This is a genomic window from Mesorhizobium sp. M1027, assembly GCF_040318745.1.
Taxonomy (GTDB): domain Bacteria; phylum Pseudomonadota; class Alphaproteobacteria; order Rhizobiales; family Rhizobiaceae; genus Mesorhizobium.
In genome coordinates, this window is record NZ_JAMYMW010000001.1 from 170172 (window position 1) to 195353 (window position 25182).

Here is a 25182-nt window from a genome sequence, read left to right on the forward strand (position 1 = left end):
GATTTATCCTCTGGCCGTAGCCATAGCCGCAAACGTGCCTTATTTCTTGCCAACATGACGCGGACCGGCATTTTTGCCGAAGCGGTTTTTTCAGAACACCCGGAGGCCTTTCGATGACATCCACCACCCTTCTGCGTGCAGCGAGGCGGACGTTCATCGCCGGGGCCGCTGCGCTTCTGGTCGGCGCCGTTGCCGTTCCCTCGTTCGTGGCGCCGACGATGGCAGCCGACGGGCCGCCCTCGGTTGCCGATCTCGCCGCCGGCCTGCTTGGCGCCGTGGTCAACATCTCGACGTCGCAGACTGTTAAAGGCACTGAGGGGCCGGGCGCAGTGCCGATGCCGCAGCTGCCGGAAGGCTCGCCTTTCCAGGACTTCTTCGACGATTTCTTCAAGAACCGTGGCGGCGACAAGGGCGGCGGCGGGCAAAAGGTGCAATCGCTGGGCTCCGGCTTCGTGGTCGACGCCGAGCAGGGCATCGTGGTGACCAACAACCACGTCATTGCCGATGCCGACGACATCGAGGTGAATTTCTCCGATGGGGTGACGCTCAAGGCGACGCTGGTCGGCACCGACACCAAGACCGACGTCGCGGTGCTGAAGGTCGATCCGAAAGGGCACAAGCTGACGGCTGTGAAGTTTGGCGATTCCAACAAGATGCGTGTCGGCGACTGGGTAATGGCGATCGGCAATCCGTTCGGTCTCGGCGGCACGGTGACGGTCGGCATCGTCTCGGCGCGCAATCGCGACATTAATTCCGGTCCCTATGATGATTTCATCCAGACCGATGCCGCGATCAACCGCGGCAATTCAGGTGGACCGCTGTTCAACAGCAGCGGCGAGGTCATCGGCATCAACACGGCAATCATCTCGCCGTCGGGCGGCTCGATCGGCATCGGCTTCTCGATCCCGTCGCAGCTTGCCACGGGCGTCGTCGACCAGCTTCGCCAGTTCGGCGAGACGCGGCGCGGCTGGCTTGGCGTGCGCATCCAGCCGGTGACCGACGACATTGCCGAGAGCTTGGGCATGGCGACCGCCAAGGGCGCGCTGGTCGCCGGCGTCATCAAGGGCGGGCCGGTCGACAACGGCACCATCCAGGCCGGCGACGTCATCATCAAGTTCGACGGCAAGGACATCCATGAAATGCGCGACCTGCCGCGCGTCGTGGCGGAGAGCCCAGTCGGCAAGGCGGTCGACGTAATCATCGTGCGCAAAGGGGTCGAGCAGATGGTCAAGGTGACGCTCGGCCGGCTCGAAGACGGCGAAAAGCTCGCCAGCGGCGGTGAAAACGGCAACACCGACCAGGACGACGCCGACAAGGCGCCTGCGGTTTCGACGGCTTCCGTGCTCGGCATGACGATCGGCGAGCTCAACGACGAGACGCGCACGAAATTCGGCATCGCCGCCGACATCTCCGGCGTCGTCGTGACCGACGTCTCAAAGGATTCGGCGGCGGCCGAACGCGGCATCCAGCCGGGCGAGGTGATCACCGAGATCGCGCAGGAATCGGTCGCAACGCCCAAGGACGTCATGGACCGGATCGGCGCGCTGAAGGAGCAGGGGCGCAAGAACGCGCTTTTGATGCTGGCGTCGAAGACCGGCGAGCTGAGGTTTGTGACAATCCGGATGGATTGAGTCCGGAAGAGCCTGCAACACTCTGATGTTGAAAGGAAAAGGGCGGCTAGCGGGCCGCTCTTTTTCTTGCCTGCCAGTCTGTGCGTGACAGCCTGTAGAAGACATGTCGCCTGAGTGCGGTGTGGTTGTCCGGAACACCTGGATAGTTGAAGTCGGAGGCGGGGTCGGCGATCATGCCCAGGCGCTCCATGACGGCAGTGGACCGGCTGTTATCCTTGACTGCGAAGGACACGATTTCGTCGAGGCCAAGTCTTTCAAAGCCATAGGTGAGCCAGGCTTCGGCTGCTTCGGTGACATAGAAGCGGCCCCAGAATTCGGGTGCCAGCCGCCAGCCGATCTCGATCGTGCCGGGCGGCAGGAATGGCAAATGATCCGTTCGGGTTATGCCGACGAAGCCGATGCATTCACCTGTGGCTGCGATCTCAGCGGCCGCGAAGCCGAAGCCGTCGCGATCGATAGCCACGCGCAACTCCTCCATCTTGGCGTCAGCCTGGGCGCGGTCGCGGCGAAACGGAAAGAATTCCATGACCAACTCGTCGGAATTGATGCGATGGAAGAGCTCGCGGTCACGATCTTCCCAGTTGCGCAGGATCAGGCGCTCGGTGCAGATCGGCGTCATTCGACAAATTCCTCCCGGCGATAACCCTGCAGATAAAGCAAGGCGGTGAGGTCGCCGTAGTCGATGCGGATCTTTGCCGCGGCTGCCACGGCCGGCTTGGCATGCAAGGCGACGCCGATGCCGGCAAGACGGATCATGTCGAGATCGTTGGCGCCATCGCCGACGGCAATGGCATCGGCAGGTGTCAGGCCGAGGCGGCCGGAAATCTCGATAAGGGCTTCGGCCTTGGCGGCGCGGCCGAGGATCGGTTCGGCGACCAAGCCGGTGAAGCGGCGATCCTGCTCGATCAGGCGGTTGGCGCGATTTTCGTGAAAGCCGAGCAATGCCGCGATGCGGCTGGTGAAGATGTCGAAACCACCGGAGATCAGCGCCGTCCAGGCGCCGCGGGCCGCCATCGTCTGGACGAGCGTGCGGCCGCCGGAGGCAAGCGTCAGGCGATTGTCGATGATGCGGTCGATGATTGCGGCATCGAGACCCTTGAGCAGCGCTACGCGCTCGCGCAAGGCCGGCTCGAATGCGATCTCGCCGTTCATCGATCGCGCGGTGATGGCGGCGACACGATCCTTGACGCCGATCTCGTCGGCAAGCTCGTCGATGCATTCCTGGTCGATCATCGTCGAATCCATGTCGGCGATCAGGATCTTCTTGCGCCTGTTCTCAGCCGGCTGGACGGCCACGTCGATCGGTTCGGAAGCAAGCGCGGCATGCAGGCGCGCCGTTATTTCGGAAGCGTCGGCGGTCTCCGGCAAGTCGAGCTCGCAGGCGATGTCTTCGGCCAGCCAGCGAACAGCGCTTGCGCCGACCGACCGCGAGGCCATATTCGCTAGCGTCGGCGTCAATGCGCGGCCAGCGGGATGGGATAGAAGCGTGGCGATCAGCGGCATCGAAAATTCCAGCGGACAGGCGGGCGAAGGCCGCGTGAAGAACGCGATCCTGATAGCCGGGCCGACCGCCAGCGGCAAGTCGGCGATCGCACTCGACCTCGCCGAGCGCAATGGCGGTGTCATCGTCAACACCGATTCCATGCAAGGCTATTCGGTGCTCGACGTGCTGACGGCGCGGCCAGGTCCTGCCGAACTCGCCCGCGTCCCTCACTTTCTTTATGGACACGTCGATCCGTCCACCGCCTATTCCACCGGCGCCTGGTTGCGTGATGTCACGAAGCTGATGGACGACGGCACGCTCTCGGAGCGGCCAGTGATTTTCGTCGGCGGTACCGGGCTTTATTTCCGGGCGCTCACGGAAGGTATCTCGGAGATGCCCGACATTCCGAAGTCGATCCGCGATCGCTGGCGCTACGAACTCCAGGAACAGGGCGCAGTGAGATTGCACCGCATCCTGTTGCGCGAGGATTCTGCGGCCGGCATGATGCTGAGGCCGACGGATGGCCAGCGCATCGTGCGGGCGCTGGAGGTGCTCGACGCATCGGGCCGTTCCATCCTGGAATGGCAGGCCGCGCGTGGCCGGCCGTTGATCGACAGGAGCAGCGCGCGCTTTTTCGTCATCGAGCCGGAGCGAGCGGCGCTGGTGGAGCGGATCGATGCCCGCTTCGACAGCATGCTGGACAAGGGGGCACTGGACGAGGTGAAGCAGCTTTCGGCGCTCGGCCTCGATCCCGACCTGCCGGCGATGAAGGCGATCGGTGTTCGCGAGCTCCAGGCCGCGCTGGCCGGCGCCATCAGTTTTCCCGAGGCCATCGAGCGCGCGAAGATCGCGACGCGGCAATATGCCAAACGGCAGACGACCTGGTTCAGGCACCAATTGGGCCCGGAATGGCGGAGATTGCGTCCGGGTGAGGGGATCGACTCGATGCCCTCACCCCCTCCTTCGAGCGCAACCTGAAAAGTCGACACCGAGGGGCCATTTCGCGTTGAAGTTGTCCAGGTTAACTGTCCGTAAGTTCCCGCATGCCATAAGATCGATAGGAACTTTCCAACGGGGAGCAGATGCGTTTCCACAAGGCGGAATCAGCCTTTTTCGTCTTTATTTTTGTGATCCTGGCCGCCGGCCTGGTGACGCTTTACGCCTATGGGCTCCTGCAAACCTTGGCCGCCGACATTAGCAATACGCCTTCGGAACTCGATGAAATCATCTATCTCAACAAGCTGCTGTTTGTGACCGGCGTGCTGCTGGCGACTGCGCTGTTCTTCGGCATTTTCTTCATCTACCCGCTGATCCGAAAGCAGGCGACGGAAGAAGGCAAGCTGCGTGCCATGACCGTTTCGCTCAGCGCGCGTTCAGAGACGCTGGAGCATGCGGCGCTCACCGACAGCCTTACCGGCATGCAGAACCGGCGCTACTTCGACGATGCGCTGAAGGAATATCTCGAAGAGTTCCGCCGCATCGAGAAACCAGTCGGGCTGATGATCCTCGACCTCGACCATTTCAAGCAGGTCAACGACAGCCACGGCCACGATGTCGGCGACGAGGTGTTGCGGGCGGTCGCCAACTGTCTCAAGGACATGACACGCTATCACGACGTGGTGGCGCGCCTCGGCGGCGAGGAGTTCGCGGTGGTCACGCCCAATATGGATGCCGAGCTGCTATCCAAATTCGCCGAGCGCATCCGCAAGGCGATCGCCAACATGTCGGTGCTGACAGGTAATGTCCGACTGAAAATCACCACCAGCGTCGGGCTTGCTGTCTGGGATCGCAAGGAAACCGCCGAGGAGTTCTATCGCCGCGCCGATCGCCAGCTCTATGAGGCGAAGAGGCAAGGGCGCAACCGCGTCTGCGCCTGAAATTCCGTCGTCAAATTCGTGATGTGGAAATTCGTGATGCTGGCCGTCTGGTATCCTTTTTTGCGTTTCCGGTGCACGCAGACCGACGTCACCCAGTCAAGCTGAGATGCTGCCTTTGTGGGGCTTGCCGGAAATAGAGGTGTTGCCGTGACTAAATCCGACCTCTCAGATCGTTATCGGGGCTATATTGCATGTCTAAACAAGCAGGATTGGCCAAACCTGGGGCGGTTTGTCCATGATGAAGTGACCCACAACGGTCGCAAGCTCGGATTGTCCGGCTATCTCGAAATGTTGGTGAGAGACTTCGACCAAATTCCGGACCTTTACTTCGACATTCAGCTATTGGTTGCCGATCCGCCTTATGTAGCGAGCCGGCTAAGCTTCGACTGCACGCCAAGGGGAATGTTCCTTGGGCTCGATGTGAGCGGGAAGAGAATTTCGTTTGCCGAGAACGTATTCTATGAGTTTCAGAGAGGGAAAATTCGCGAGGTGTGGTCAATTATAGACAAGACAGCCATCGAAGCTCAGCTGTAATATCTGCGAGCGCTGCCTAAAAGTCGCTCGGCTCGATCATTCTGGCGGACGCAGCCCGAAGGTCGCCGGCTTGAGGCCGTATCGCAAGTCGAAATCGTCGTTCCGCTGGGTGCGTGCGGCCGACGGCTTGCGATAGTCCGAATCGCCGGCCTGCCGGCCCGGATCGACGACTTCCGCGAAAGGCATTGCCTGCTGTGATTTCGGCATGTTGCGCAGCCGTTCGACGATCGCCACTAGGTCGACCTCGTCGCCGGTTTCGGACGGCAAGGCATTCTCGCGTTTGGCGGTGCCTGGGATCAAATCCTCGGAGAGTTTTTCGAACTTCATCCGCATCGTCGTCGCCACGCCTTCTCCGAAGGCGATGGCCTCGCGCTGGCCCATGGAAGACAGGAACGCCAGCGTCGAGGCCGAGGAATCGGCGATCGCCGAGCGGATGATCGCCTGGTCCTGCTCGTTGGCGAGCCGCATGGCAAAGAACGTCGAGCACTGCGACAGGATGGTCGGTTCGAGTTCGCCCGGGCGCTGGGTGACGACGCCCAGATAACAGCCATATTTGCGGCCTTCCTTGGCGATGCGCGACAGCGCGTGCCGCGTCGGCGCGAAACCGAGGCGCGGATCGGCCGGCATGTAGCGATGCGCTTCCTCGCACAGGAAGAGCAGCCGCAAGCGGCCTTCGCTCCACAATGCCAGGTCGAAGGCCAGCCGCGCCAGCACCGAGCAAACGGAATTGACCACCTCGGACGGCATGCCGGCCATTTCGAAGCAGGTTACCGGGCGGCCGTGATGCGGCACGCGGAAAATGTTGCCGATCGTCTCGTGGATGGTGTCCTCGATCAGGCGCGAGTTGAACATGAAACGGTAGCGCGGATCGGATGCCGCCGATTCGATACGTGCCTTCAGTGACCTGAGGGTCGGGCGATCGTTCTTGCTTTCCAGCAATCCCATGCGCTCGTCGACCAGCTTGATGAGGTCGGCAATGCGATAGGGCACCGGCGCGTCGGCGGTCAGCGCGTCGGTGCTGCGCCGTAGGTAGTTGCCGGAGTTCGGATTGCGGTAGAGGTTCTTGGCCGCGGGGATGAGATCGCGCAAGGCGTCGACCTCTTCCGGGACCGTCTCGCGGCCGCGAAACAGCACCTCGGCAAATTCCTCGAGCTTGAACATCCAGAAGGGCAGGTCGAGCGTCGTCGAATCGACCCTGACGCAATGTTCGGGCAACGATGCGGCGAACTCATTGTGTGGATCGAGGATGAGCACGCGCAGATCGGGCCGGGCGGCGATCGACTTGCGCAAGAGCAGCGACACGGCGGTCGATTTGCCAACTCCAGTGGTGCCGACAATGGCGAAATGGCGCGCCAGCGTATCATCGATGGCGATATTGGCGTCGATGGCCTCGTCCTGCGACAGCGTGCCGATGGTGATCGAATGACGACCGGCGAGATCGTAGACGGCCTGCAGGTCGCGGCTGCGGATACGATGGGCAATGGCGCCGATATGCGGGTAGGTTGTGATGCCACGGTCGAAGATCGGCTTCGCGCCGGGTTCGGCACCGTCGCGCACCTCGCCGATCAATTCGATGCTGACCTCGATCGGATTCTGGCCCTCGCTGCTCCAGGCACGATCCGACTTGCCGATTTCATAGACAAGGCCGACGGTTCGTGATGTGCCGAGATTGATCGAGATCATCTTGCCGACGCTCCACAGGCCGGTGACCGTGCCTTCGATGTCGTCGGCATAGGCGCTGATGGTGGCGCGCGCGCCGTCGCATTGCACGACATTGCCCAGAATGCGCTTGTCGTTCTGCTCCGCCCTGCGGCGCTCCAACAAAGTCGGTTCCCCAATGGAGGCTTCGCGTTCAACGAGCATGGACAGGCCGGTCCCCTTTTCCCAAGCGATGAGCCTAGGCGAACGGGGTTAAGGTGGGATGAGGCCGGATGGTTTAGCGGACATTAAGGAGTTTGCGAAAACTGGACGAAACGGTTGTTGCCTCGCAGAAAAATTTCGATATATTGGATTAATGGATGATATAGCGAACGATATATCCTCGACTATCGGCAGAAGGATACACACCGAAAGGGTGGCTCGCAGCTGGTCCCTGGCTGAATTGGCGGAGCGGTCCGATGTCTCGAAAGCCATGCTGAGCACGATCGAGCGCGGCATGACCAGCCCGACGGCGGCACTCCTCGTGCGCATTGCGGCCGCCTTCGGCATGACGCTGTCCACATTGATCGCAAGGGCGGAATTGCAGGGCGGTGGCCTGCTTCGCGAAGGTGACCAGCCGCTGTGGCGCGATCCGGCTACGGGTTATGTGCGGCGGCATCTTTCGCCGGTCTCCGACATGCCGCTCGAACTGATCCGGGTCCAGTTGCCGGCCGGCGCCAAGGTAAGTTTCCCGGCGGCGTCCTATGCCTTCATCAGGCAACAGATATGGCTGATCTCCGGGCGCATCGAATTCACCGAGGGCGACATCGTTCACAAGCTCGAAACCGGCGACTGCCTGGCGCTCGGCGCGCCATCAGATTGCGTCTTCCACGCTCCGGGGCCGGACGCCGCCGACTATCTGGTTGCGTTGGCCAGGCGCTGAGGTGAAGGCACGCCGTCCGAAACGCTCCGACAATGGTGGGCCGCCGCTCGACGACTATGACGGTCCGCCCTGGGGCAAGGGCGATCCCTATGTCTTTCTTGCCTGGCGGACCGCCCATGCCCAGGCATGGAAAGCGCCGAGCCGCGAGATCATGCTGATGCGGCTGGACAACGCCGAGCGGCTGGGCCTGACCTATGAGGAATACACGCTCGAACTGCTGGAACGCGGGCGACATCTGCAAGAGGAAGACGCCGATCGCATCGCGGAAATCCGCCGGGCCAGGAAGCGGAAGCGGACCAGTCATTTCGACTGACGGGCGGCGAAGGGGAAACCACATGAGTTCGATCGAAATCAGGCCACTCAGCAATACTGACGGAACGCAAAAAATGCTGGCGGATCTGCTGATCGGGACAGTCGCTGCCGGCGGCTCGGTCAGCTTCATGCATCCGCTAGCGCCGGAGATGGCCGCGGCCTTCTGGAGCAAGTCGCTTCAGGCGGCCGCCAAAGGCAAAAGGGCGGTGCTTGGGGCTTGGAACGGCGAGGCTCTGGTCGGTACAGTCACCTTGCTGCTCGACTGCCCTCCCAACCAGCCGCACCGGGCCGAGATCGCCAAGCTGATGACCCGCCTCGATTGCCGCGGCAAGGGCATAGCAACCCGCCTGATGGAGGCGGCGGAAGTCGTTGCCGTGGAGAAAGGCCGCACGCTGTTGGTCCTCGACACGGCAAAAGAGGAGGGGGCTTCCGGCCTCTATGAAAAGCTCGGCTTCACGCTGGCCGGCGAAATACCGGATTATGCGCTGAAGCCGCATGGCGGGCTCACAGCCACCCTCATCTACTGGAAACGCATTGGTTCAGCCTGATCCGGCCCGTGCACATTCGCCGTTGACAGCGGCGTCAAACCAATTCTATTGTCCGCCACCATGAAAAAGGCACTCATTCTCGTAGGAAAGCGCGTGGGCGAGGCGGTGTAACCGCCGGGCGATGACCTCCCATGCGCAAGACACAGGCTCCCTCGGGGGCCTTTTTTATTGCCCGAAACACGACTAAACGACGAGCAATCGCCAGATGGCGAACAGTACGGGACCAGACCGATGAGCAGCGGACAGAATGAGCGGCGCGACATGCCAAGAACTGAAATGCCAAGAACTGAAATGACTGGCGCCGAAATGGTGGTGCAGGCGCTGAAGGACAATGGCGTCAAGCATGTTTTCGGCTATCCGGGCGGCGCGGTTCTGCCAATCTACGATGAAATCTTCCAGCAGGACGAGGTCGAGCACATCCTCGTCCGCCACGAGCAGGGAGCGGGCCATGCGGCGGAAGGCTATGCGCGCTCGACCGGCAAGGCCGGCGTCATGCTGGTGACCTCGGGGCCGGGCGCCACCAATGCGGTGACGCCATTGCAGGACGCGCTGATGGACTCGATCCCGCTGGTCTGCCTGACCGGCCAGGTGCCGACTTCGCTGATCGGCTCGGATGCGTTCCAGGAGTGTGACACGGTCGGCATCACGCGGCCCTGCACCAAGCACAACTGGCTGGTGAAGGACGTCAACGAGCTTGCGGCAACGATCCACGAGGCCTTCCATGTGGCAACGACAGGGCGCCCCGGTCCGGTCGTCGTCGACATTCCGAAGGACGTTCAGTTCGCCAAGGGTATCTATGTCCCGCCGCAGACGGCGCCGCGCACCAGCTACCAGCCGAAGGTCCAGGGCGACCTGGAAAAGATCAAGGCGGCGGTCGAGCTGATGGCCGGCGCCAGGAAGCCGATCATCTATTCGGGCGGCGGCGTCATCAATTCCGGCCCGGAGGCGAGCCATCTGCTGCGCGAGCTGGTCGACCTGACCGGCTTTCCCATCACCTCGACGCTGATGGGCCTCGGCGCCTATCCGGCGTCGGGCAAGAACTGGATGGGCATGCTCGGCATGCACGGCACGTATGAGGCGAATATGGCGATGCACGATTGCGACGTCATGCTCTGCATCGGCGCGCGCTTCGACGACCGCATCACCGGGCGGCTGACGGCGTTTTCGCCGAATTCGAAGAAGATCCACATCGACATCGACCCGTCGTCGATCAACAAGAACGTCCACACCGACGTGCCGATCATCGGCGATGTCGGGCGTGTGCTGGAGGATCTGGTGCGGCTGTGGCGGGCAACCGCCAAGGCCGACAAGAAAGCGCTTCACCCGTGGTGGGAGCAGATTGCCAAATGGCGCGCCCGCGATTCGCTCGCCTACAAGATGAACCACGAGGTGATCATGCCGCAATATGCCGTCCAGCGGCTCTATGCGCTGACCAAGGACCTCGACACCTACATCACCACCGAGGTCGGCCAGCACCAGATGTGGGCGGCGCAGCACTATCATTTCGAGAAACCGAACCGCTGGATGACCTCCGGCGGACTGGGCACGATGGGCTACGGCCTGCCGGCGGCACTCGGTGTGCAGATCGCGCACCCGGATGCGCTGGTCATTGATATCGCCGGCGACGCTTCGGTGCAGATGACGATGCAGGAGATGAGCGCGGCGGTGCAGCACGAGGCGCCGATCAAGATCTTCATCCTCAACAACCAGTATATGGGCATGGTGCGGCAATGGCAGCAGCTGCTGCACGGCAACCGGCTGTCGCACTCCTACACCGAGGCGATGCCGGATTTCGTCAAGCTCGCCGAAGCCTATGGCGGCCACGGTATTCGCTGCGACAAGCCGGACGAGCTCGATGACGCCATCAAGGAGATGATCGCGGTCAAGAAGCCCGTCCTCTTCGACTGCCGCGTGGCGACGCTCGCCAACTGCTTCCCGATGATCCCGTCCGGCAAGGCGCATAACGAGATGCTGTTGCCTGACGAGGCGACCGACGAAGCTGTGGCCAACGCGATCGACGCCAAGGGCAGGGAACTGGTGTAGCCTGGTTCGAGGAAGCTGTGCGGAAACAGCAGATTAGCGCAAAAGTTTTAAATCGAGATTCATGTCATGAACGCACAGTTGCAACCGACCGGCTCTGCCTATTTCATCGCCAAGGAGACGGAAAAACCAGAGAACCACACGCTTTCGGTCCTGGTCGACAATGAGCCGGGCGTGCTTGCCCGGGTCATCGGCCTGTTTTCCGGACGTGGCTACAACATCGAGAGCCTGACGGTCTCGGAAACCGAGCACGAAAAGCACCTGTCGCGCATCACCATCGTGACGCGCGGCACGCCGCACGTGCTGGAGCAGATCAAGCACCAGCTCGAGCGCATCGTGCCGGTGCACCGCGTCGTCGATCTCACCGTGCGGTCGCAGGAATTTGGACAGGAGCGGCCACTGGAGCGGGAACTCGCGCTGGTCAAGGTCGCCGGCACCGGCGAAGCCCGCGTCGAGGCGCTCCGGCTCGCCGATGCATTCCGCGCCAGCGTCATCGATGCCAACACCGAGCATTTCATCTTCGAGATCACCGGCAAGGGGTCCAAGCTCGATCAGTTCATCGCCATCATGAAACCGCTCGGGCTCGTCGAGATCTGCCGCACCGGGGTGGCGGCGATGAACCGCGGCCCGCAAGGGATGTAGTCATCCAGCTTGGCTCTGTCTCATCGCTTTGCCACCGATCGCATTGATTTAGGGAAACGGCATGACCTTCGATGCATTCCTTGCTCTGCTGGTTTATGCCTTCGTGACCTCGGTCACGCCGGGTCCGAACAATTTCATGCTTCTGGCCTCGGGTGTGAATTTCGGCTTGGTCAAGACTGTGCCACACATGCTCGGCATCGGCTTCGGCTTCCTCGTGCTGTTGCTTGCCGTAGGCTTCGGGCTTGGCGCCGTGTTGACGGCCTTTCCGGTGCTGCATACCGGGTTGAAGATCGCCGGCGGCCTTTACCTGCTTTATCTCGCCTGGAAGATCGCCATGTCGCGGTCGCTCGGCGGCGAAGGCGAGGCGAAGGGCCAGCCGATGCGCTTCATCGAGGCTGCGGCTTTCCAGTGGGTCAATCCCAAGGCCTGGGTGATGGCGATTACGGCCATGGCCGTCTATACGAACCCGGAGCGCCCGTTTGTGTCCGTGGTGCTGATCGCGGCTGCGTTCGCCGTCGTCATGCTGCCGAGCATTTCGACCTGGGCCGGTTTCGGCATGGCGCTGCGCGGTTTTCTGGCAGATGCGGTGCGGCTCAAATGGTTCAACATCGCCATGGGCATGATGCTGGCGGCTACGCTGTGGCCGATGCTGCGTTAGCTGCCGATTTATTGTGCACTGCACATTAAATCTTCGTAATGACGGGTTTTGGCCCTTTTTCGCCTTCGGCATCCTCTATTATCTGGCAAAAGCGCGGCAATCGGCTGCGAGTTGAGCTAGACTACGGCCACCGGATAGCGGCGTGTCGGATCGAGAGGCCTTTTGTCGATGCGCGGAAAGATCGTATTTGCGGTGATCGCTGCAGCCTGCGTTGCCGCGGCGTGGCTCTATCTTTCGCCCAGCGCAATGAGCGATCTTCAGCACCTGCTGTCGGCGAAGCAGACGGCGGCGGCGGACAAACCCGCTGCAGCGGCAAGTGCAGCGCGTTCGACTTCGGTGGTTGCCGCCACCGCCTCGACGGCCGATTTTCCGGTCCGGCGCTATGCCATCGGCTTCGTGTCCTCTCCTGCCGTGGTCAGCATCAACGCACGGGTCTCGAGCCAGATCGTCGCAATCGCGGTCAAGGACGGACAGATGGTGAAGGCAGGCGACCTTCTGTTCTCGCTGGACGATCGTTCGTTGAAGGCGCAATTGGCACGCGATCAGGCGACGCTCGCAAAAGATCAGGCGCTGCTTGCCAGCGCTACGGCCGATCTTCTGCGGGCCAAAAATCTTGTCGCCAGGCAAGCCGGCACACAGCAGACCTACGATCAGGCTGTCGCGGCGCAGAAATCCGCGGCGGCCACCGTCGACGCCGACAAGGCAACGATCGATGCCGACCAAATCCAGCTTGGCTTCGCCACGATCAGGGCGCCGATCTCCGGCAGGCTTGGCGCGGTCAGCGTCGCCGTCGGCGATCTCGTCACCACCAGCAACGGCAGCAGCACGTCGACCCCGCTGGTGACGATCACGCAGGTCGACCCGTTGCAGGTGAATTTCAATCTCCCCGAAAGCGATCTTGCGTTACTGCACAAAGCGCTGGCGGCGCCGCAGCAAGGCGCGGTGACGCTGACCAAGGATGGCGACCCGAAGCCGATCGGCAAGGGAACGGTGGATTTCGTCGATTCCAGCGTGGACACGGCGTCCGGCACGATCGCAACGCGGGCCAGCGTGCCCAACGCCGATCTTTCGCTGTGGCCGGGCCAATATGTCAATGTCGTGCTCGATGCCGGCATTATGCCGCAAATGACGTCGGTTCCGACGGTTGCCGTCCAGCCCAGCCAGAAGGGACCGTTCGTCTATGTGATCAAGCCGGACAACACCGTTGAAATGCGGCCGGTGCAGGTCGCGCTGACAGAAGGCGCCAACACCGCGATCAGCCAAGGATTGAAAAGCGGCGAGCGTGTCGTCGTCGAGGGCCAGACCAAGCTGAAAAACGGCGCGGCGGTGCGCGAAGGCAAGGCTTCGACCGGCACCGGCGACCAGGCGGCTCCGAAGGTCGCCGAGGCTGACCGGACGGGCGGAACACAGCCATGATTTCCGAATTCTGCATCCGCAGGCCCGTCGCCACGCTGCTCATGTCGTTCGCTCTGGTTCTGGGCGGGCTATTTGCTTACAAATTCCTGCCGGTGGCGGCACTGCCAAGCGCGGAATTTCCGGTGGTCAACGTCTCGGCCTCGCTGCCCGGGGCCTCGCCAGAAACCATGGCGACCTCGGTGGCAACGCCGCTCATCAAGCAGTTTGCCACCATCGCCGGCATCGATTCGATTTCGACGACCAACTCGCTCGGCTCGACCTCGATCGCCATTCAGTTCGTACTCAACCGCGACATAGACGACGCCGCCGCCGACGTGCAGGCGGCGATCGCACGCACGCAACGACAATTGCCGCCGGAGATGACCAGCCCGCCGAGCTATCGCAAGGTCAATCCAGCCGACGCGCCGATCCTGCTGATGTCGCTGGTCAGCGACACCATTCCGCTGACCGATCTCGATGCCTTTGCCGAGAATGTGATTTCGCCATCGCTGTCGACGATCGATGGCGTTGCGCAGGTTTCGATTTACGGCCAGCAAAAATATGCCGTACGCGTCCAGATCGATCCGACGGCGCTCGCCGCGCGCGGCATCTCGATCGACCAGCTGCAGGCGGCCATTGCCTCGGCCAACAGCAACACGCCGCTCGGCGTGCTCAAGAACAACAAACAGCAGCTGACGATCACCGCGAACACGCAGCTGACCAACGCGGCGGGATTCTCCAACATCATCATCGCAACCAAGAACGGCCATCCGGTGCGGCTCGGCGAGGTGACCCGCGTCATCGATTCGGTCGAGACCACGACGACGGCAAGCTGGTACGACGGCACCCGCGCCATCATCATGGCGGTGCAGCGTCAGCCGGATGCCAATACCGTCGATGTCGTCGACCGCGTCAAGGCGATGCTGCCTTCCTTCGAGGGTCAGATGCCGGCGGCGGCGAGCATCCAGTTGCTCAACGACCGCTCGACGTCGATCCGCGAGGCGGTGGACGACGTGCAGTTCACGCTGCTGCTCACCATCGCGCTGGTGGTGATGGTGATTTTCCTGTTCCTGCGCCGGGTGACGGCGACGGTGATCCCCGCCGTGGCGGTGCCGATTTCGCTCATCGCCACGATGGGTGTGATGTACCTGTTCGGCTTTTCCATCGACAACGTCTCATTGATGGGGCTGACGCTGGCGGTCGGCCTTGTCGTCGACGATGCCATCGTCATGCTGGAAAATATTTTCCGCCATATGGAGGAGGACGGGCTCTCGGCCCTCGAGGCGTCGCTCAAGGGCGCGCGCGAGATCGGCTTCACCATCATCTCGATCTCGATCTCGCTGGTCGCAGTGTTCATTCCGGTGCTTTTGATGGGCGGCGTGATCGGGCGCATCTTCAACGAATTCGCGGTAGTGGTGACGGTCGCCATCCTGGCGTCGATGTTCGTCTCGCTGACGCTGACGCCGATGCTGTGCTCGCGGCTGTTGTCATTATCGAAAGCCGAGCAGAAAGCAGCGCATGGCGGAGACCACCGACAAAACGTCTTCATGCGGGGCTATGACAGGCTGCTGACATTCTGCCTGCGCCACAATTTCCTTGTCTTCCTTGTCTTCCTCGTGACCGCCGGGCTGTCGGTATGGCTGATCCAGATCTCGCCGAAGGGCTTTTTCCCGCAGGAGGATATCGGCCAGGTCTCAGTGACGACCATTGCGCGCCAGGATATTTCGTTTGACGCCATGGTGAAGCTGCAGGGGCAAGTGGCGGATGTCTTCACCCATTCGCCCTACGTCGCGCATGTCGGCTGGTCGGCGGGCAGTGGAAGCAATGCGCTCAACCAGGGCCAGCTGTTTGTGCAGCTGAAAGACAAGGACCAGCGACCGAGCATCGACAAGGTGCTTTCGGACCTGCGGCGCCAACTTGCCAACGTGCCCGGCATCGAAACCTACATGCAGCCGGTGCAGAACCTGCGGCTCGGCGCGCGTTCTTCGGCGAGTGCCTACCAGCTTGCCGTGCAGGGCCTCGATACCCGCCTGACGAACGTCTGGGCGCAGAAGCTGACGGACGCGATGGCTGCCGACCATGCCGCCTTCACCGACGTTACCAATGACCTGCAGAACAATGCGCTTCAGGCGACGCTGGTGATCGACCGCGACAAGGCGGCGAACCTCGGTGTCGATACCGATACGTTGCGCTCCAGTCTCTATGGCGGTTTCGGCACCCAGCAGGTGTCGACCATCTTCGGCTCGGCCGACAGCTACGACGTGATCATGGAACTCGATCCGAAGATCGAGTGGTCGCCCGAGCGGATGCTGGCCATCAAGGTGAGAACGGCGAGCGGCAGCCTGGTGCCGCTCGGCGCGTTCGCCCGTGTCGATCGGACCGCCGGTGCTTTGACCGTCAACCAGCTCGGCCAGCTTCCGGCTGTGACCATCTCCTACAATCTGCCGCAGGGCGTAGCCCTCGGTGACAGCGTGAGCCACATCAATGCGCTGAAGGAAAAGATCGGCATGCCGCCGACGATCTCGACCACTTTCTCGGGCACGGCGAAGACCTTCCAGGATTCGCTTTCCAACCAGGGACTGCTGATCGGCGGCGCGATCCTCACCATCTATATCGTTCTCGGCATGCTCTATGAGAGCTTCATTCATCCGCTTACCATCCTGACCGGGCTTCCGTCGGCGGTGCTTGGCGCGCTGGTGGCACTGCGGCTGGCGGGGATGGACCTGTCGGTGATCGCGGTGATCGGCATCCTGATGCTGATCGGCATCGTCAAGAAGAACGGCATCATGATGATCGACGTGGCGCTCGAGCTCAGGCGCGAGGGGATGTCGCCTGTCGAATCCATCCACAAGGCCTGCCTGATGCGCTTCCGACCGATCATGATGACCACGCTTGCGGCGCTGATGGGTACCATCCCGATCGCGCTCGGCACCGGTGCCAGTGCGGAACTGCGCCAGCCTCTCGGCGTGGCGGTGGTCGGCGGTCTGGTCGCCTCGCAGGCACTGACGCTGTTCGTCACGCCCGTCATCTACGTCTATATGGAGCATTTTTCCGGCTGGCTGGTCAGCCTGTGGGCGCGGCGCCTGGGCGAGCCGATGCCGGTCGAAGCGGTCGACCAGCCGTCACTGTTCGACGAGGAGGAAGAACCAGTGCCGCAAAAGGCGGCAGCCGAATAGCGCTGGCCCAAGCCGTGGTGCTTGCGGCCGGGGGTCCGCGATCGTAATTTGACGCATGCCGCATAGTCACCACCATGACAACGAGCTTGATCCTTTTGCGGTTCGCGTGCGCGCACTGGAAACGATTCTCACCCGCAAAGGCCTGATCGATCCGGCGGCGATCGATGTCATTGTCGACACCTACGAGACCAAGATCGGGCCGCGCAACGGCGCAAAGGTGGTGGCGAAAGCCTGGGTTGATCCCGCGTTTGCCGCATGGCTGAAGCGTGATGCGACGGCGGCAATCGAATCGCTAGGCTACACCGGCCGGCAAGGCGAGCACATGCAGGCGGTCTTCAACACGGCCGACACACACAACCTCGTCGTCTGCACGCTATGTTCCTGCTATCCGTGGTCGGTGCTCGGCCTGCCGCCGGTCTGGTACAAGGCGCCGCCCTACCGTTCGCGCGCAGTGATCGATCCGCGCGGCGTGCTCGAGGAATTCGGGCTGATCTTGCCGGCGACGACAACAATCCGGGTGTGGGATTCGACCGCCGAGCTTCGCTATCTGGTGGTGCCTATGCAGCCAAGGGGCACTGAGGGCTGGGATGAGGCACGGCTCGCCGATCTTGTGACGCGCGATGCCATGATCGGCACCGCGTTGGCGCGGGAGTCGGCATGAACGGGCCGCAGGATCTCGGCGGCCAGATGGGTTTCGGGCCGGTCGCGCCCGAACCGGACGAACCCTATTTCCATGCCGATTGGGAAAGGCGGGCGCTGGGTGTGACGTTGTGCGCCGGCGCCATGGGCGCTTGGAACATCGACGAGAGCCGGCACGCGCGGGAATCGCTGCATCCAGCGGATTATTATGCCTCCAGCTACTACCAGATATGGATCAAGGCGCTGGAGGTGCTGCTCAAACGCCATGGTTTCGTCAGCGACCGCGACCTGACCACGGGCGACGCAGTCGACCCGGCAGCGACACCCAAACGGGTGCTGAAGGCTAAAGATGTTCCGGCGGTGCTGGCCAAGGGCGGGCCTTGCGACCGGCCGGTCGCTACGCCGGCGCGGTTCAAGGCGGGCGACACTGTGCGTACGAAGAATTTCCATCCGACGGGCCACACCAGGCTCCCGCGCTATGCACGCGGCAAGCAAGGTGTCGTCGAGGCTGTGCGCGGCGGCTTTGTTTTTCCCGACACAAACGCGCACGGCCAGGGTGAAAACCCGCAATGGGTCTATACGGTGGCCTTCACCGGCAGCGAAATCTGGGGCGAGGGCGCCGACCCGACACTTGTCGTTTCGATCGATGCCTGGGAGGACTACCTTGAGCCGGCGTGAGACGAGCTCAATCGCCGCTATGCCGCCAGCCGGTGTCGAGGCGCCTGTGTTTGCCGAGCCGTGGCAAGCAGAGGCCTTTGCCATGACGGTAGCACTGCACGATAACGGGTTGTTTTCGTGGAGCGAATGGGCGGATGCTTTGTCGGCAGAGGTGAAGCGGCCGGGCGCCGCGCGCGACGGTCACGATTACTACGAGCACTGGCTGGCGGCGCTGGAAAAGCTGCTGTCGGCCAAAGCCATTGCCGGCAAGAACGACGTCGACAGCCTTGCCGCTGCCTGGGAACGCGCCGCGCACGCAACACCGCATGGCAAGCCGATCCTGCTGGAGAACGATCCACAGCGGGCTCGGTAAGCTGCGGTCGCCTGGTTTGTTCTCTTTACGTTCCTGTTCGTCACTGATAATCCTGTCGCAGCGGCGCAGTTGCCGGCGGTGATATTGATGGTGATGGCACTCACCTTGTCTTTCCCTCGCGAATCCGGTCTGTCGCGCTGATGGAATTCTCTCCTCAACAGGACGAGGCGCTGAAGGCAGTGGCCGGCTGGCTGAAAGCCGGCAAGCCGCAGCTGTTCCGGCTGTTCGGGTATGCCGGCACCGGCAAGACGACGCTGGCGCGCTATTTCGCCGAGCATGTCGACGGCCAGGTGCAGTTCGCCGCGTTTACCGGCAAGGCGGCGCAGGTGCTGCGTTCCAAGGGCGCGGTCAATGCCCGCACCATCCATTCGCTGATCTACCGGCCGAAAGGCGAGGAATCGGTAGCGGACGAGGTGACCGGCAAAACCTCGATGTCGCCGACCTTTTCGCTCAACCGGCAGAGCCCGATCTCGCGAGCCAAGCTCGTCGTCATCGACGAATGCTCGATGGTCGACGAGCAGCTTGGCCGTGACCTGATGAGCTTCGGCACGCCGATCCTGGTGCTTGGCGATCCCGGCCAGTTGCCGCCGATCTCCGGCGGCGGCTTCTTCACCGACCACGAGCCGGACATTCTGCTCACCGAAATCCACCGCCAGGCGCGCGACAATCCGATCATCAGGCTGGCGCTCGACGTGCGCGAGGGCCGCGAGTTCATGCGCGGCGACTATGGCGCGGCGCAAGTGATCGGCAAGGAAGACGTCACCCAGGAACTGGTGCTGAAGGCGGACCAGGTGCTGGTCGGTACCAACCGCACGCGCCGCCGCTATAACCAGCGGCTGCGCGAGCTGAAGGGGTTCAACGCCGATTATCCGCAAGCCGGCGACAAGCTGGTCTGCCTGCGCAACGATCCGGCCAAGGGACTGCTCAACGGCTCGCTGTGGAAGGTGATGACCTCGTCGCGCGAGACGGTCAAGCCCGGCATCAATCTGCTGGTTTCGCCGGAGGAAGACGACCCGGATCGCGGCGTCGCCAAGATCAAGCTGCTCAAGGCGGCGTTCGAAGATCCGGACGCCGACATTCCCTGGCAGCAGAAGAAGCGTTTCGACGATTTCGACTATGGCTACGCGCTGACCGTGCACAAGGCACAGGGGTCGCAATGGAACGAGATCGTGCTTTTCGACGAAAGCTGGGCGTTCAAGGAAACCCGGCAGCGTTGGCTCTACACCGCTATCACGCGCGCGGCCGAACGGCTGACGATCGTTCGATAGGCCGCATCAGCGCTGGGCGATCGGGTTGGCGCCAAGCCATTCCCAAGCGGCGGCCTCGTCCTTGGCCTCGAAATGCCGGAGTTCGATAGGCACAGAGGCAGGCAGAAAGGCTCTTGCCTCGGCTATCCAGTTCGGCTCACCGACCGCGGCGCAGCTGCCGATATGCTCCACTGCATGAGCTATGCCCTGTTCGATCGTCTCGTCCGATACGTCGGTCCAGTCGACACCCTCATGATCGATCAGGCGCACCAGCACGTCGATTTTCGAGTGCAGCGCGTAGGCCGCTTCCAGCAATCCAAACAGGTTTTCGGCGTCGGCCGCTGCGACATGGCCGACGACATCGATGGCGAGGAGGTCTTCGCGATCGGTATCGATGCGGCGGATCGCCGGCACGGCATCGAGAAAATTCAACAGGCAACTCCTTGCGCTCGATTTTCTTAGTTCACCTTGGAACACCTGAAACCCTCTGTCTGTTCCCCTTAAAGGCGGTATAGATGCGCGCCGAGATCAGTCTGGAACCGTGCAAATGCCTGCAAAGCTTTCCGTCAACCTCAACGCCATCGCCATGCTGCGCAACCGGCGGGACCTGCCGTGGCCAAGCGTGACCGGGCTCGGACGCATTGCCCTTGCCGCCGGCGCGCACGGGCTGACGGTGCACCCGCGACCCGACGAGCGGCACACCAGGCATTCCGATCTGCCTGAGATCAGGGCGCTGATCGACGACGAGTTCCCGAATGCGGAATTCAACATCGAGGGCTATCCGACCGCGGAGTTCCTGGCGCTTGTGGAAAAGCATCAGCCCGAGCAGGTGACGCTGGTGCCCGACGACCCGGCGCAAGCGACTTCCGATCATGGCTGGAACTTCGCTGCCGAGGCTGCGTTCCTGACACCGGTTGTCAAGCGCCTGAAGAAGGGAGGCTTTCGCGTGTCGCTGTTTTCCGATCCTGACCCCGATGGCGTGAAAGCCGCTCGCGACACCGGCGCCGACCGGATCGAACTCTATACGGGTCCGTACGGCAGCTATCATTCCGATTCGGCAAAAGCGGCGAAGGAATTGGAGAAATTGGGAAAGACGGCGGATGCCGCACTGGCCGCAGGGCTCCAGGTCAACGCCGGGCACGACCTTGTGGTGAGCAATTTGCCGGCACTGGCCAGGCGCATCCCGGCATTGGCCGAAGTGTCGATCGGGCATGGGTTGACAGCCGATGCGTTGGAGTATGGCATGGCTGGAACGGTCAGGCGGTTTCTGAAGGCTTGTGGCTGGTAGAGAGAGGCGAGCCGATAGCCCTGCGTCCCCGGCATGGCAGCGCACCCTTTCCATCCCCGCAGCATAGAGCACCGAACGTCTATGGGAGTGTCGTCCATGGCCCTTGCCAACGCTGGTAGCGAGGCAGAACCCATCGAGCAATCCAGCCACTCCACCGTCGAGCAGCACAGCACCAAGGTGCTGATGCTGGGCGCGTTGGGCGTGGTTTACGGCGATATCGGCACCAGCCCAATTTACGCGTTTCGCGAAGCACTGCACGCGTCGTCGGGACCGGTAGCGCGCAACGACGTCCTCGGCGTGCTGTCGCTTATCGTCTGGGCGCTGACGATCATCGTCACGATAAAATACGTCGCTTTCGTCCTCAGAGCCGACAACAAGGGCGAGGGCGGCACGCTGTCGCTGATGTCGCTTGCGCGTAGTGCTTATCCAAAGGGAGCCCCGTTCATTCTGGGGATCGGACTTTGCGGCGCGGCGCTTTTTTTCGGCGACGCGATAATAACGCCCGCCATCTCCGTGCTTTCGGCTGTCGAGGGCCTGGAAGTGATGGCTCCGACGCTCGAAACCTTTGTCGTTCCGATCACTCTTGTCATCCTGGCAATGCTCTTTGCCGTGCAACGGTTCGGCACCGGCAGGGTGGCGGCCGTGTTCGGGCCGGTGACGGCAGCGTGGTTCCTGGCCATCGGCGCCGCCGGGGTCTACCATCTGCTTGACGATCCGTCGGTCCTGCTGGCGGTCAATCCCTATTACGCGGTCGCTTATCTGGCCAATACGCCCACCGGCGCTTTCGTCACGGTCGGGGCGGTGTTCCTGGCGGTCACCGGGGCCGAAGCCCTCTATGTCGATCTCGGCCATTTCGGGCGCAGGCCGATCGTGCTGGCATGGTTTGCTGTCGTGTTTCCTTGTTTGCTCCTCAACTATTTCGGACAAGGCGCGTTCGTTCTTGCCAACGGCGGCAAACCCACCAATCCATTCTTCCAGATGCTGCCGGATTGGGCGCTAATGCCCATGGTTGGGCTGGCCACGGCAGCGACGGTGATCGCCAGTCAGGCGGTGATCTCCGGCGCTTTCTCACTGACCCGTCAGGCGGTGCAGCTCAATCTGCTGCCACGTATCGAGGTGCAGCATACTTCCGAGATGCAGTCCGGCCAGATCTACATGCCGCGGGTCAATCTGGTGGTCGCGCTGGGCGTGATGTTGCTGGTGGTCGGCTTTGGCAGTTCGAGTTCGCTAGCTTCCGCCTATGGCATTTCGGTGACTGGCGAAATGCTTATGACGACCATCCTGCTGTTCGTGGTGATGCGGTTCCGGTGGAAATGGCAGCTTGCACTGGCGGCCGCGCTCACACTGCTGTTCGGCACGATCGATACCGGATTTTTCCTCGCAAACGTCGTCAAGATCCTCGAAGGCGGGTGGGTGTCGATCACGGTCGCCTGCGGCATGGGGCTGATCATGTCCACATGGATCCGCGGCACCCGCTATTTGTTCGACAAGACCCGGCGGAACGAGATCCCGCTGGATTTCCTTGCCGGCAATCTGCTGAAGAAGAAGCCGCATCTGGTGTCGGGCACCGCGGTGTTCCTGACCAGCGATCCGCTGAGCGCGCCGACCGCACTGATGCACAGCCTCAAGCACTACAAGGTGCTGCACGAGCAGAACGTCATCCTTTCGGTTGTGACGGCGCCGCAGCCGGTCGTGCCCGACAGCGAGCGGGTGAAGATGGAAACGGTCAACGAGCTGTTCATGCGGGTGACGCTGACCTTCGGCTACATGGAACAGCCAAATATCCCGCGCGCGCTGGCGATCTGCCGCAAGCAGGGCTGGAAGTTCGACATCATGACGACCTCCTTCTTCTTGTCGCGGCGCTCGCTCAAGGCCTCGCCCAATTCCGGCATGCCGGTCTGGCAGGACAAGCTGTTCATCGGGCTGGCGCGCTCGGCGGCCGATGCAACGGAATATTTCCAGATCCCGACCGGACGGGTGGTCGAGATCGGGACGCAGGTGGCTATTTAAAAACGTTTCCGTTGCGACATTCCAGGTAGTCTGCCGATGGGACTGAGTCTGCCAGGTCGTGGAGGACTCGCAATATCGGGACGGAGCCATTACGTGACGGCACTTGATATTGCAGCGCAGCAAGCGTAGAGCACCGCGCGCTTATCGGAGTGTTGTCTATGGCCCTTACCAGTACTGGTAACGAGGCAGAACCGGTCGAACAATCGAGCCATTCTGAGGTCGAGCAGCACAGCACCAAGGTGCTGATGCTGGGCGCACTCGGCGTGGTTTACGGCGATATCGGCACCAGCCCGATCTATGCTTTCCGCGAGGCCTTGGTGGCATCGTCGGGGGGCGAAGTCGCCAACCGTGGCGACATCCTCGGCGTGTTGTCGCTGATCATCTGGTCGCTGACGATCATCGTCACCATCAAATATATCATGTTCGTGCTCAGGGCCGACAATCGCGGCGAGGGCGGTGTGCTGTCGCTGATGGCGCTGGCGCGCAACAGTTTCCCGACCCGCTCGGCGGTGATCCTCGGCATCGGCATCGTCGGTGCCTCGCTTTTTTTTGGTGACGCAGTCATCACGCCGGCGATCTCGGTGCTGTCGGCGGTCGAAGGCATGAACGTCGTCACGCCGACCTTCCAGCCCTATGTGGTGCCGCTGACGCTGGTCATCCTGGCGATTCTGTTTTCGGCACAGCGGTTTGGAACCGGCGGCGTCGCCCTGATCTTCGGCCCGATCACGGCAGTCTGGTTCCTGGCCATCGGCCTTTCCGGTCTCAACCACATCATCGCCGATCCGGAAATCCTGCTGGCAGTCAGCCCGCATTACATCGTCGCGTTCCTGATCAATTCACCAGACGTCGCCTTCGTGACGATCGGCGCCATCTTCCTCGCCGTCACCGGCGCCGAGGCGCTTTATGCCGATCTCGGCCACTTCGGCCGTAGGCCCATCGTGCTCGCCTGGCTGGCCATCGTGTTCCCTTGTTTGCTCCTCAACTATTTCGGACAAGGCGCATTCGTGCTGGCGAAAAACGGAGTGGTCGGTCATCCCTTCTTCGAGATGAACGAAGGCTGGACGCTTATTCCGATGGTCGTTCTCGCCACCGCTGCGACCGTCATCGCAAGCCAGGCGGTGATCTCCGGCGCTTTCTCGCTGACCAGGCAGGCGGTGCAGCTCAACATGCTGCCGCGTTTCGTCATCCAGCACACGTCGGAAAAACAGTCGGGCCAGATCTATCTGCCGCGCATCAACCTGATGCTGGCGCTGGTCGTGATGTTGCTGGTGGTCGGCTTCGGCGAATCCAGCCGCCTGGCCTCGGCCTACGGTATTTCGGTGACCGGCAACATGCTGGTGACGAATGTGCTGCTTTTTGTTGTGATGACGCGCATCTGGAAATGGCCGCTTGGCGTCGCGATCGCCTTGATGGCCGTGTTCGCCTTCGTCGATACCGGCTTCTTTGCCGCCAACATAGTCAAGGTGTTTGAAGGTGGCTGGGCATCGCTTGCCATCGCCGCAGTTATCGTGATGACTATGTGGACATGGATCCGCGGTAGCCGCTATTTGTTCGACAAGACCCGCCGGAACGAGATCCCGCTCGATTTCCTCGCCGGCAATCTGCTGAAGAAGAAGCCGCATCTGGTGTCGGGCACCGCGGTGTTCCTGACCAGCGATCCGCTGAGCGCGCCGACGGCACTGATGCACAGCCTCAAGCACTACAAGGTGCTGCATGAGCAGAACGTCATCCTTTCGGTTGTGACGGCGCCGCAGCCGGTCGTGCCCGACAGCGAGCGGGTGAAGATGGAGACCGTCAACGAGCTGTTCATGCGGGTGACGCTGACCTTCGGCTACATGGAGCAGCCCAACATCCCGCGTGCGCTGGCGATCTGCCGCAAGCAGGGCTGGAAGTTCGACATCATGACGACCTCCTTCTTCCTGTCGCGGCGCTCGCTCAAGGCCTCGCCCAATTCCGGCATGCCGGTCTGGCAGGACAAGCTGTTCATCGGGCTGGCGCGCTCGGCGGCCGATGCAACGGAATATTTCCAGATCCCGACCGGACGCGTCGTCGAGATCGGGACGCAGGTGGCTATCTGAACAAATGGTCGTG

The 25182-nt window shown here is 62.1% G+C and carries 23 protein-coding genes; 19 read left to right on the plus strand and 4 right to left on the minus strand.

Annotation, left to right across the window (positions count from 1 at the left end; translation table 11 throughout):
- Positions 1-113 precede the first annotated feature (113 nt).
- Positions 114-1631: a DegQ family serine endoprotease gene (locus NKH50_RS00755; protein WP_352505643.1), complete on the plus strand. Its 1518-nt coding sequence runs from the start codon at positions 114-116 to the stop codon at positions 1629-1631.
- 46 nt (positions 1632-1677) lie between these two features.
- Here NKH50_RS00755 and NKH50_RS00760 read toward each other — a convergent pair whose 3' ends face one another.
- Positions 1678-2250, minus strand: a complete 573-nt coding sequence (locus tag NKH50_RS00760) for a GNAT family N-acetyltransferase (protein ID WP_352505644.1) — start codon at positions 2248-2250, stop codon at positions 1678-1680.
- Complete coding sequence (gene serB / locus NKH50_RS00765) at positions 2247-3134, minus strand: phosphoserine phosphatase SerB (RefSeq protein ID WP_352505645.1); 888 nt, start codon at positions 3132-3134, stop codon at positions 2247-2249. Before serB ends, NKH50_RS00760 begins: the two co-directional genes overlap by 4 nt.
- On the opposite strand from serB, the gene miaA reads away from it, so the two are divergent.
- The 3 genes from miaA (at position 3124) to NKH50_RS00780 (ending at position 5525) form a co-directional block, all read left to right on the plus strand.
- Entirely contained in the window at positions 3124-4092 is a 969-nt protein-coding gene (miaA, locus tag NKH50_RS00770) for a tRNA (adenosine(37)-N6)-dimethylallyltransferase MiaA (protein ID WP_352876876.1), read from the plus strand. The genes serB and miaA overlap by 11 nt on opposite strands.
- Before the next feature lie 104 nt (positions 4093-4196).
- On the plus strand, positions 4197-4991 hold the full coding sequence (locus NKH50_RS00775) for a GGDEF domain-containing protein (RefSeq protein WP_352505646.1): 795 nt from the start codon (positions 4197-4199) through the stop codon (positions 4989-4991).
- Positions 4992-5138: 147 nt separating this feature from the next.
- Positions 5139-5525: an ester cyclase gene (locus tag NKH50_RS00780; RefSeq protein ID WP_352703571.1), complete on the plus strand. Its 387-nt coding sequence runs from the start codon at positions 5139-5141 to the stop codon at positions 5523-5525.
- A 36-nt stretch (positions 5526-5561) separates the two neighbouring features.
- Here NKH50_RS00780 and NKH50_RS00785 read toward each other — a convergent pair whose 3' ends face one another.
- The gene (locus NKH50_RS00785) at positions 5562-7388 is read right to left on the minus strand and encodes an ATP-binding protein (protein WP_352505648.1); all 1827 of its coding nucleotides are present in this window, start codon (positions 7386-7388) and stop codon (positions 5562-5564) included.
- A gap of 151 nt (positions 7389-7539) precedes the next feature.
- On the opposite strand from NKH50_RS00785, the gene NKH50_RS00790 reads away from it, so the two are divergent.
- The 12 genes from NKH50_RS00790 to NKH50_RS00845 all read left to right on the plus strand — a co-directional run bounded on the left by NKH50_RS00790 (position 7540) and on the right by NKH50_RS00845 (position 19814).
- On the plus strand, positions 7540-8106 hold the full coding sequence (locus NKH50_RS00790; RefSeq protein WP_352703575.1) for a helix-turn-helix domain-containing protein: 567 nt from the start codon (positions 7540-7542) through the stop codon (positions 8104-8106).
- A gap of 1 nt (position 8107) precedes the next feature.
- Complete coding sequence (locus tag NKH50_RS00795) at positions 8108-8419, plus strand: hypothetical protein (protein WP_352876023.1); 312 nt, start codon at positions 8108-8110, stop codon at positions 8417-8419.
- Positions 8420-8441: 22 nt separating this feature from the next.
- Complete coding sequence (locus NKH50_RS00800) at positions 8442-8966, plus strand: GNAT family N-acetyltransferase (protein ID WP_352703577.1); 525 nt, start codon at positions 8442-8444, stop codon at positions 8964-8966.
- A gap of 291 nt (positions 8967-9257) precedes the next feature.
- Positions 9258-11009, plus strand: a complete 1752-nt coding sequence (locus NKH50_RS00805; protein ID WP_352644617.1) for an acetolactate synthase 3 large subunit — start codon at positions 9258-9260, stop codon at positions 11007-11009.
- 66 nt (positions 11010-11075) lie between these two features.
- Positions 11076-11648 carry an acetolactate synthase small subunit gene (gene ilvN, locus NKH50_RS00810; RefSeq protein ID WP_023676680.1) on the plus strand — a complete coding sequence of 191 codons (573 nt, stop codon included), beginning with the start codon at positions 11076-11078 and terminating at the stop codon, positions 11646-11648.
- 61 nt (positions 11649-11709) lie between these two features.
- A complete protein-coding gene (locus tag NKH50_RS00815; RefSeq protein ID WP_352876026.1) occupies positions 11710-12306 on the plus strand; it encodes a LysE family translocator in 597 nt (198 codons plus the stop codon).
- 168 nt (positions 12307-12474) lie between these two features.
- A complete protein-coding gene (locus NKH50_RS00820; RefSeq protein WP_352876029.1) occupies positions 12475-13722 on the plus strand; it encodes an efflux RND transporter periplasmic adaptor subunit in 1248 nt (415 codons plus the stop codon).
- Positions 13719-16877: an efflux RND transporter permease subunit gene (locus NKH50_RS00825; RefSeq protein WP_352876032.1), complete on the plus strand. Its 3159-nt coding sequence runs from the start codon at positions 13719-13721 to the stop codon at positions 16875-16877. The genes NKH50_RS00820 and NKH50_RS00825 overlap by 4 nt, the downstream gene beginning before the upstream one ends.
- 55 nt (positions 16878-16932) lie before the next feature.
- Positions 16933-17538: a nitrile hydratase subunit alpha gene (gene nthA, locus NKH50_RS00830; RefSeq protein ID WP_352876035.1), complete on the plus strand. Its 606-nt coding sequence runs from the start codon at positions 16933-16935 to the stop codon at positions 17536-17538.
- Positions 17535-18194, plus strand: coding sequence for a nitrile hydratase subunit beta (nthB, locus tag NKH50_RS00835; RefSeq protein ID WP_352703589.1), 660 nt, complete (start codon positions 17535-17537; stop codon positions 18192-18194). Before nthA ends, nthB begins: the two co-directional genes overlap by 4 nt.
- A 19-nt stretch (positions 18195-18213) precedes the next feature.
- Positions 18214-18546 carry a nitrile hydratase accessory protein gene (locus tag NKH50_RS00840; protein WP_352876879.1) on the plus strand — a complete coding sequence of 111 codons (333 nt, stop codon included), beginning with the start codon at positions 18214-18216 and terminating at the stop codon, positions 18544-18546.
- Between the two features lie 140 nt (positions 18547-18686).
- The gene (locus tag NKH50_RS00845) at positions 18687-19814 is read left to right on the plus strand and encodes an ATP-dependent DNA helicase (protein WP_023720791.1); all 1128 of its coding nucleotides are present in this window, start codon (positions 18687-18689) and stop codon (positions 19812-19814) included.
- Between the two features lie 6 nt (positions 19815-19820).
- Here the strand turns inward: NKH50_RS00845 and NKH50_RS00850 are convergent, their stop codons facing one another.
- Entirely contained in the window at positions 19821-20225 is a 405-nt protein-coding gene (locus NKH50_RS00850) for a SpoIIAA family protein (RefSeq protein ID WP_352876038.1), read from the minus strand.
- Between the two features lie 115 nt (positions 20226-20340).
- Between NKH50_RS00850 and NKH50_RS00855 the strand changes: the two genes are divergently transcribed.
- The 3 genes from NKH50_RS00855 (at position 20341) to NKH50_RS00865 (ending at position 25169) form a co-directional block, all read left to right on the plus strand.
- Positions 20341-21081: a pyridoxine 5'-phosphate synthase gene (locus NKH50_RS00855; RefSeq protein WP_254818915.1), complete on the plus strand. Its 741-nt coding sequence runs from the start codon at positions 20341-20343 to the stop codon at positions 21079-21081.
- Between the two features lie 96 nt (positions 21082-21177).
- Positions 21178-23091, plus strand: a complete 1914-nt coding sequence (locus tag NKH50_RS00860) for a potassium transporter Kup (protein ID WP_352505658.1) — start codon at positions 21178-21180, stop codon at positions 23089-23091.
- A 158-nt stretch (positions 23092-23249) separates the two neighbouring features.
- A complete protein-coding gene (locus NKH50_RS00865; protein ID WP_352876041.1) occupies positions 23250-25169 on the plus strand; it encodes a potassium transporter Kup in 1920 nt (639 codons plus the stop codon).
- The last annotated feature ends 13 nt before the right edge of the window (positions 25170-25182 follow it).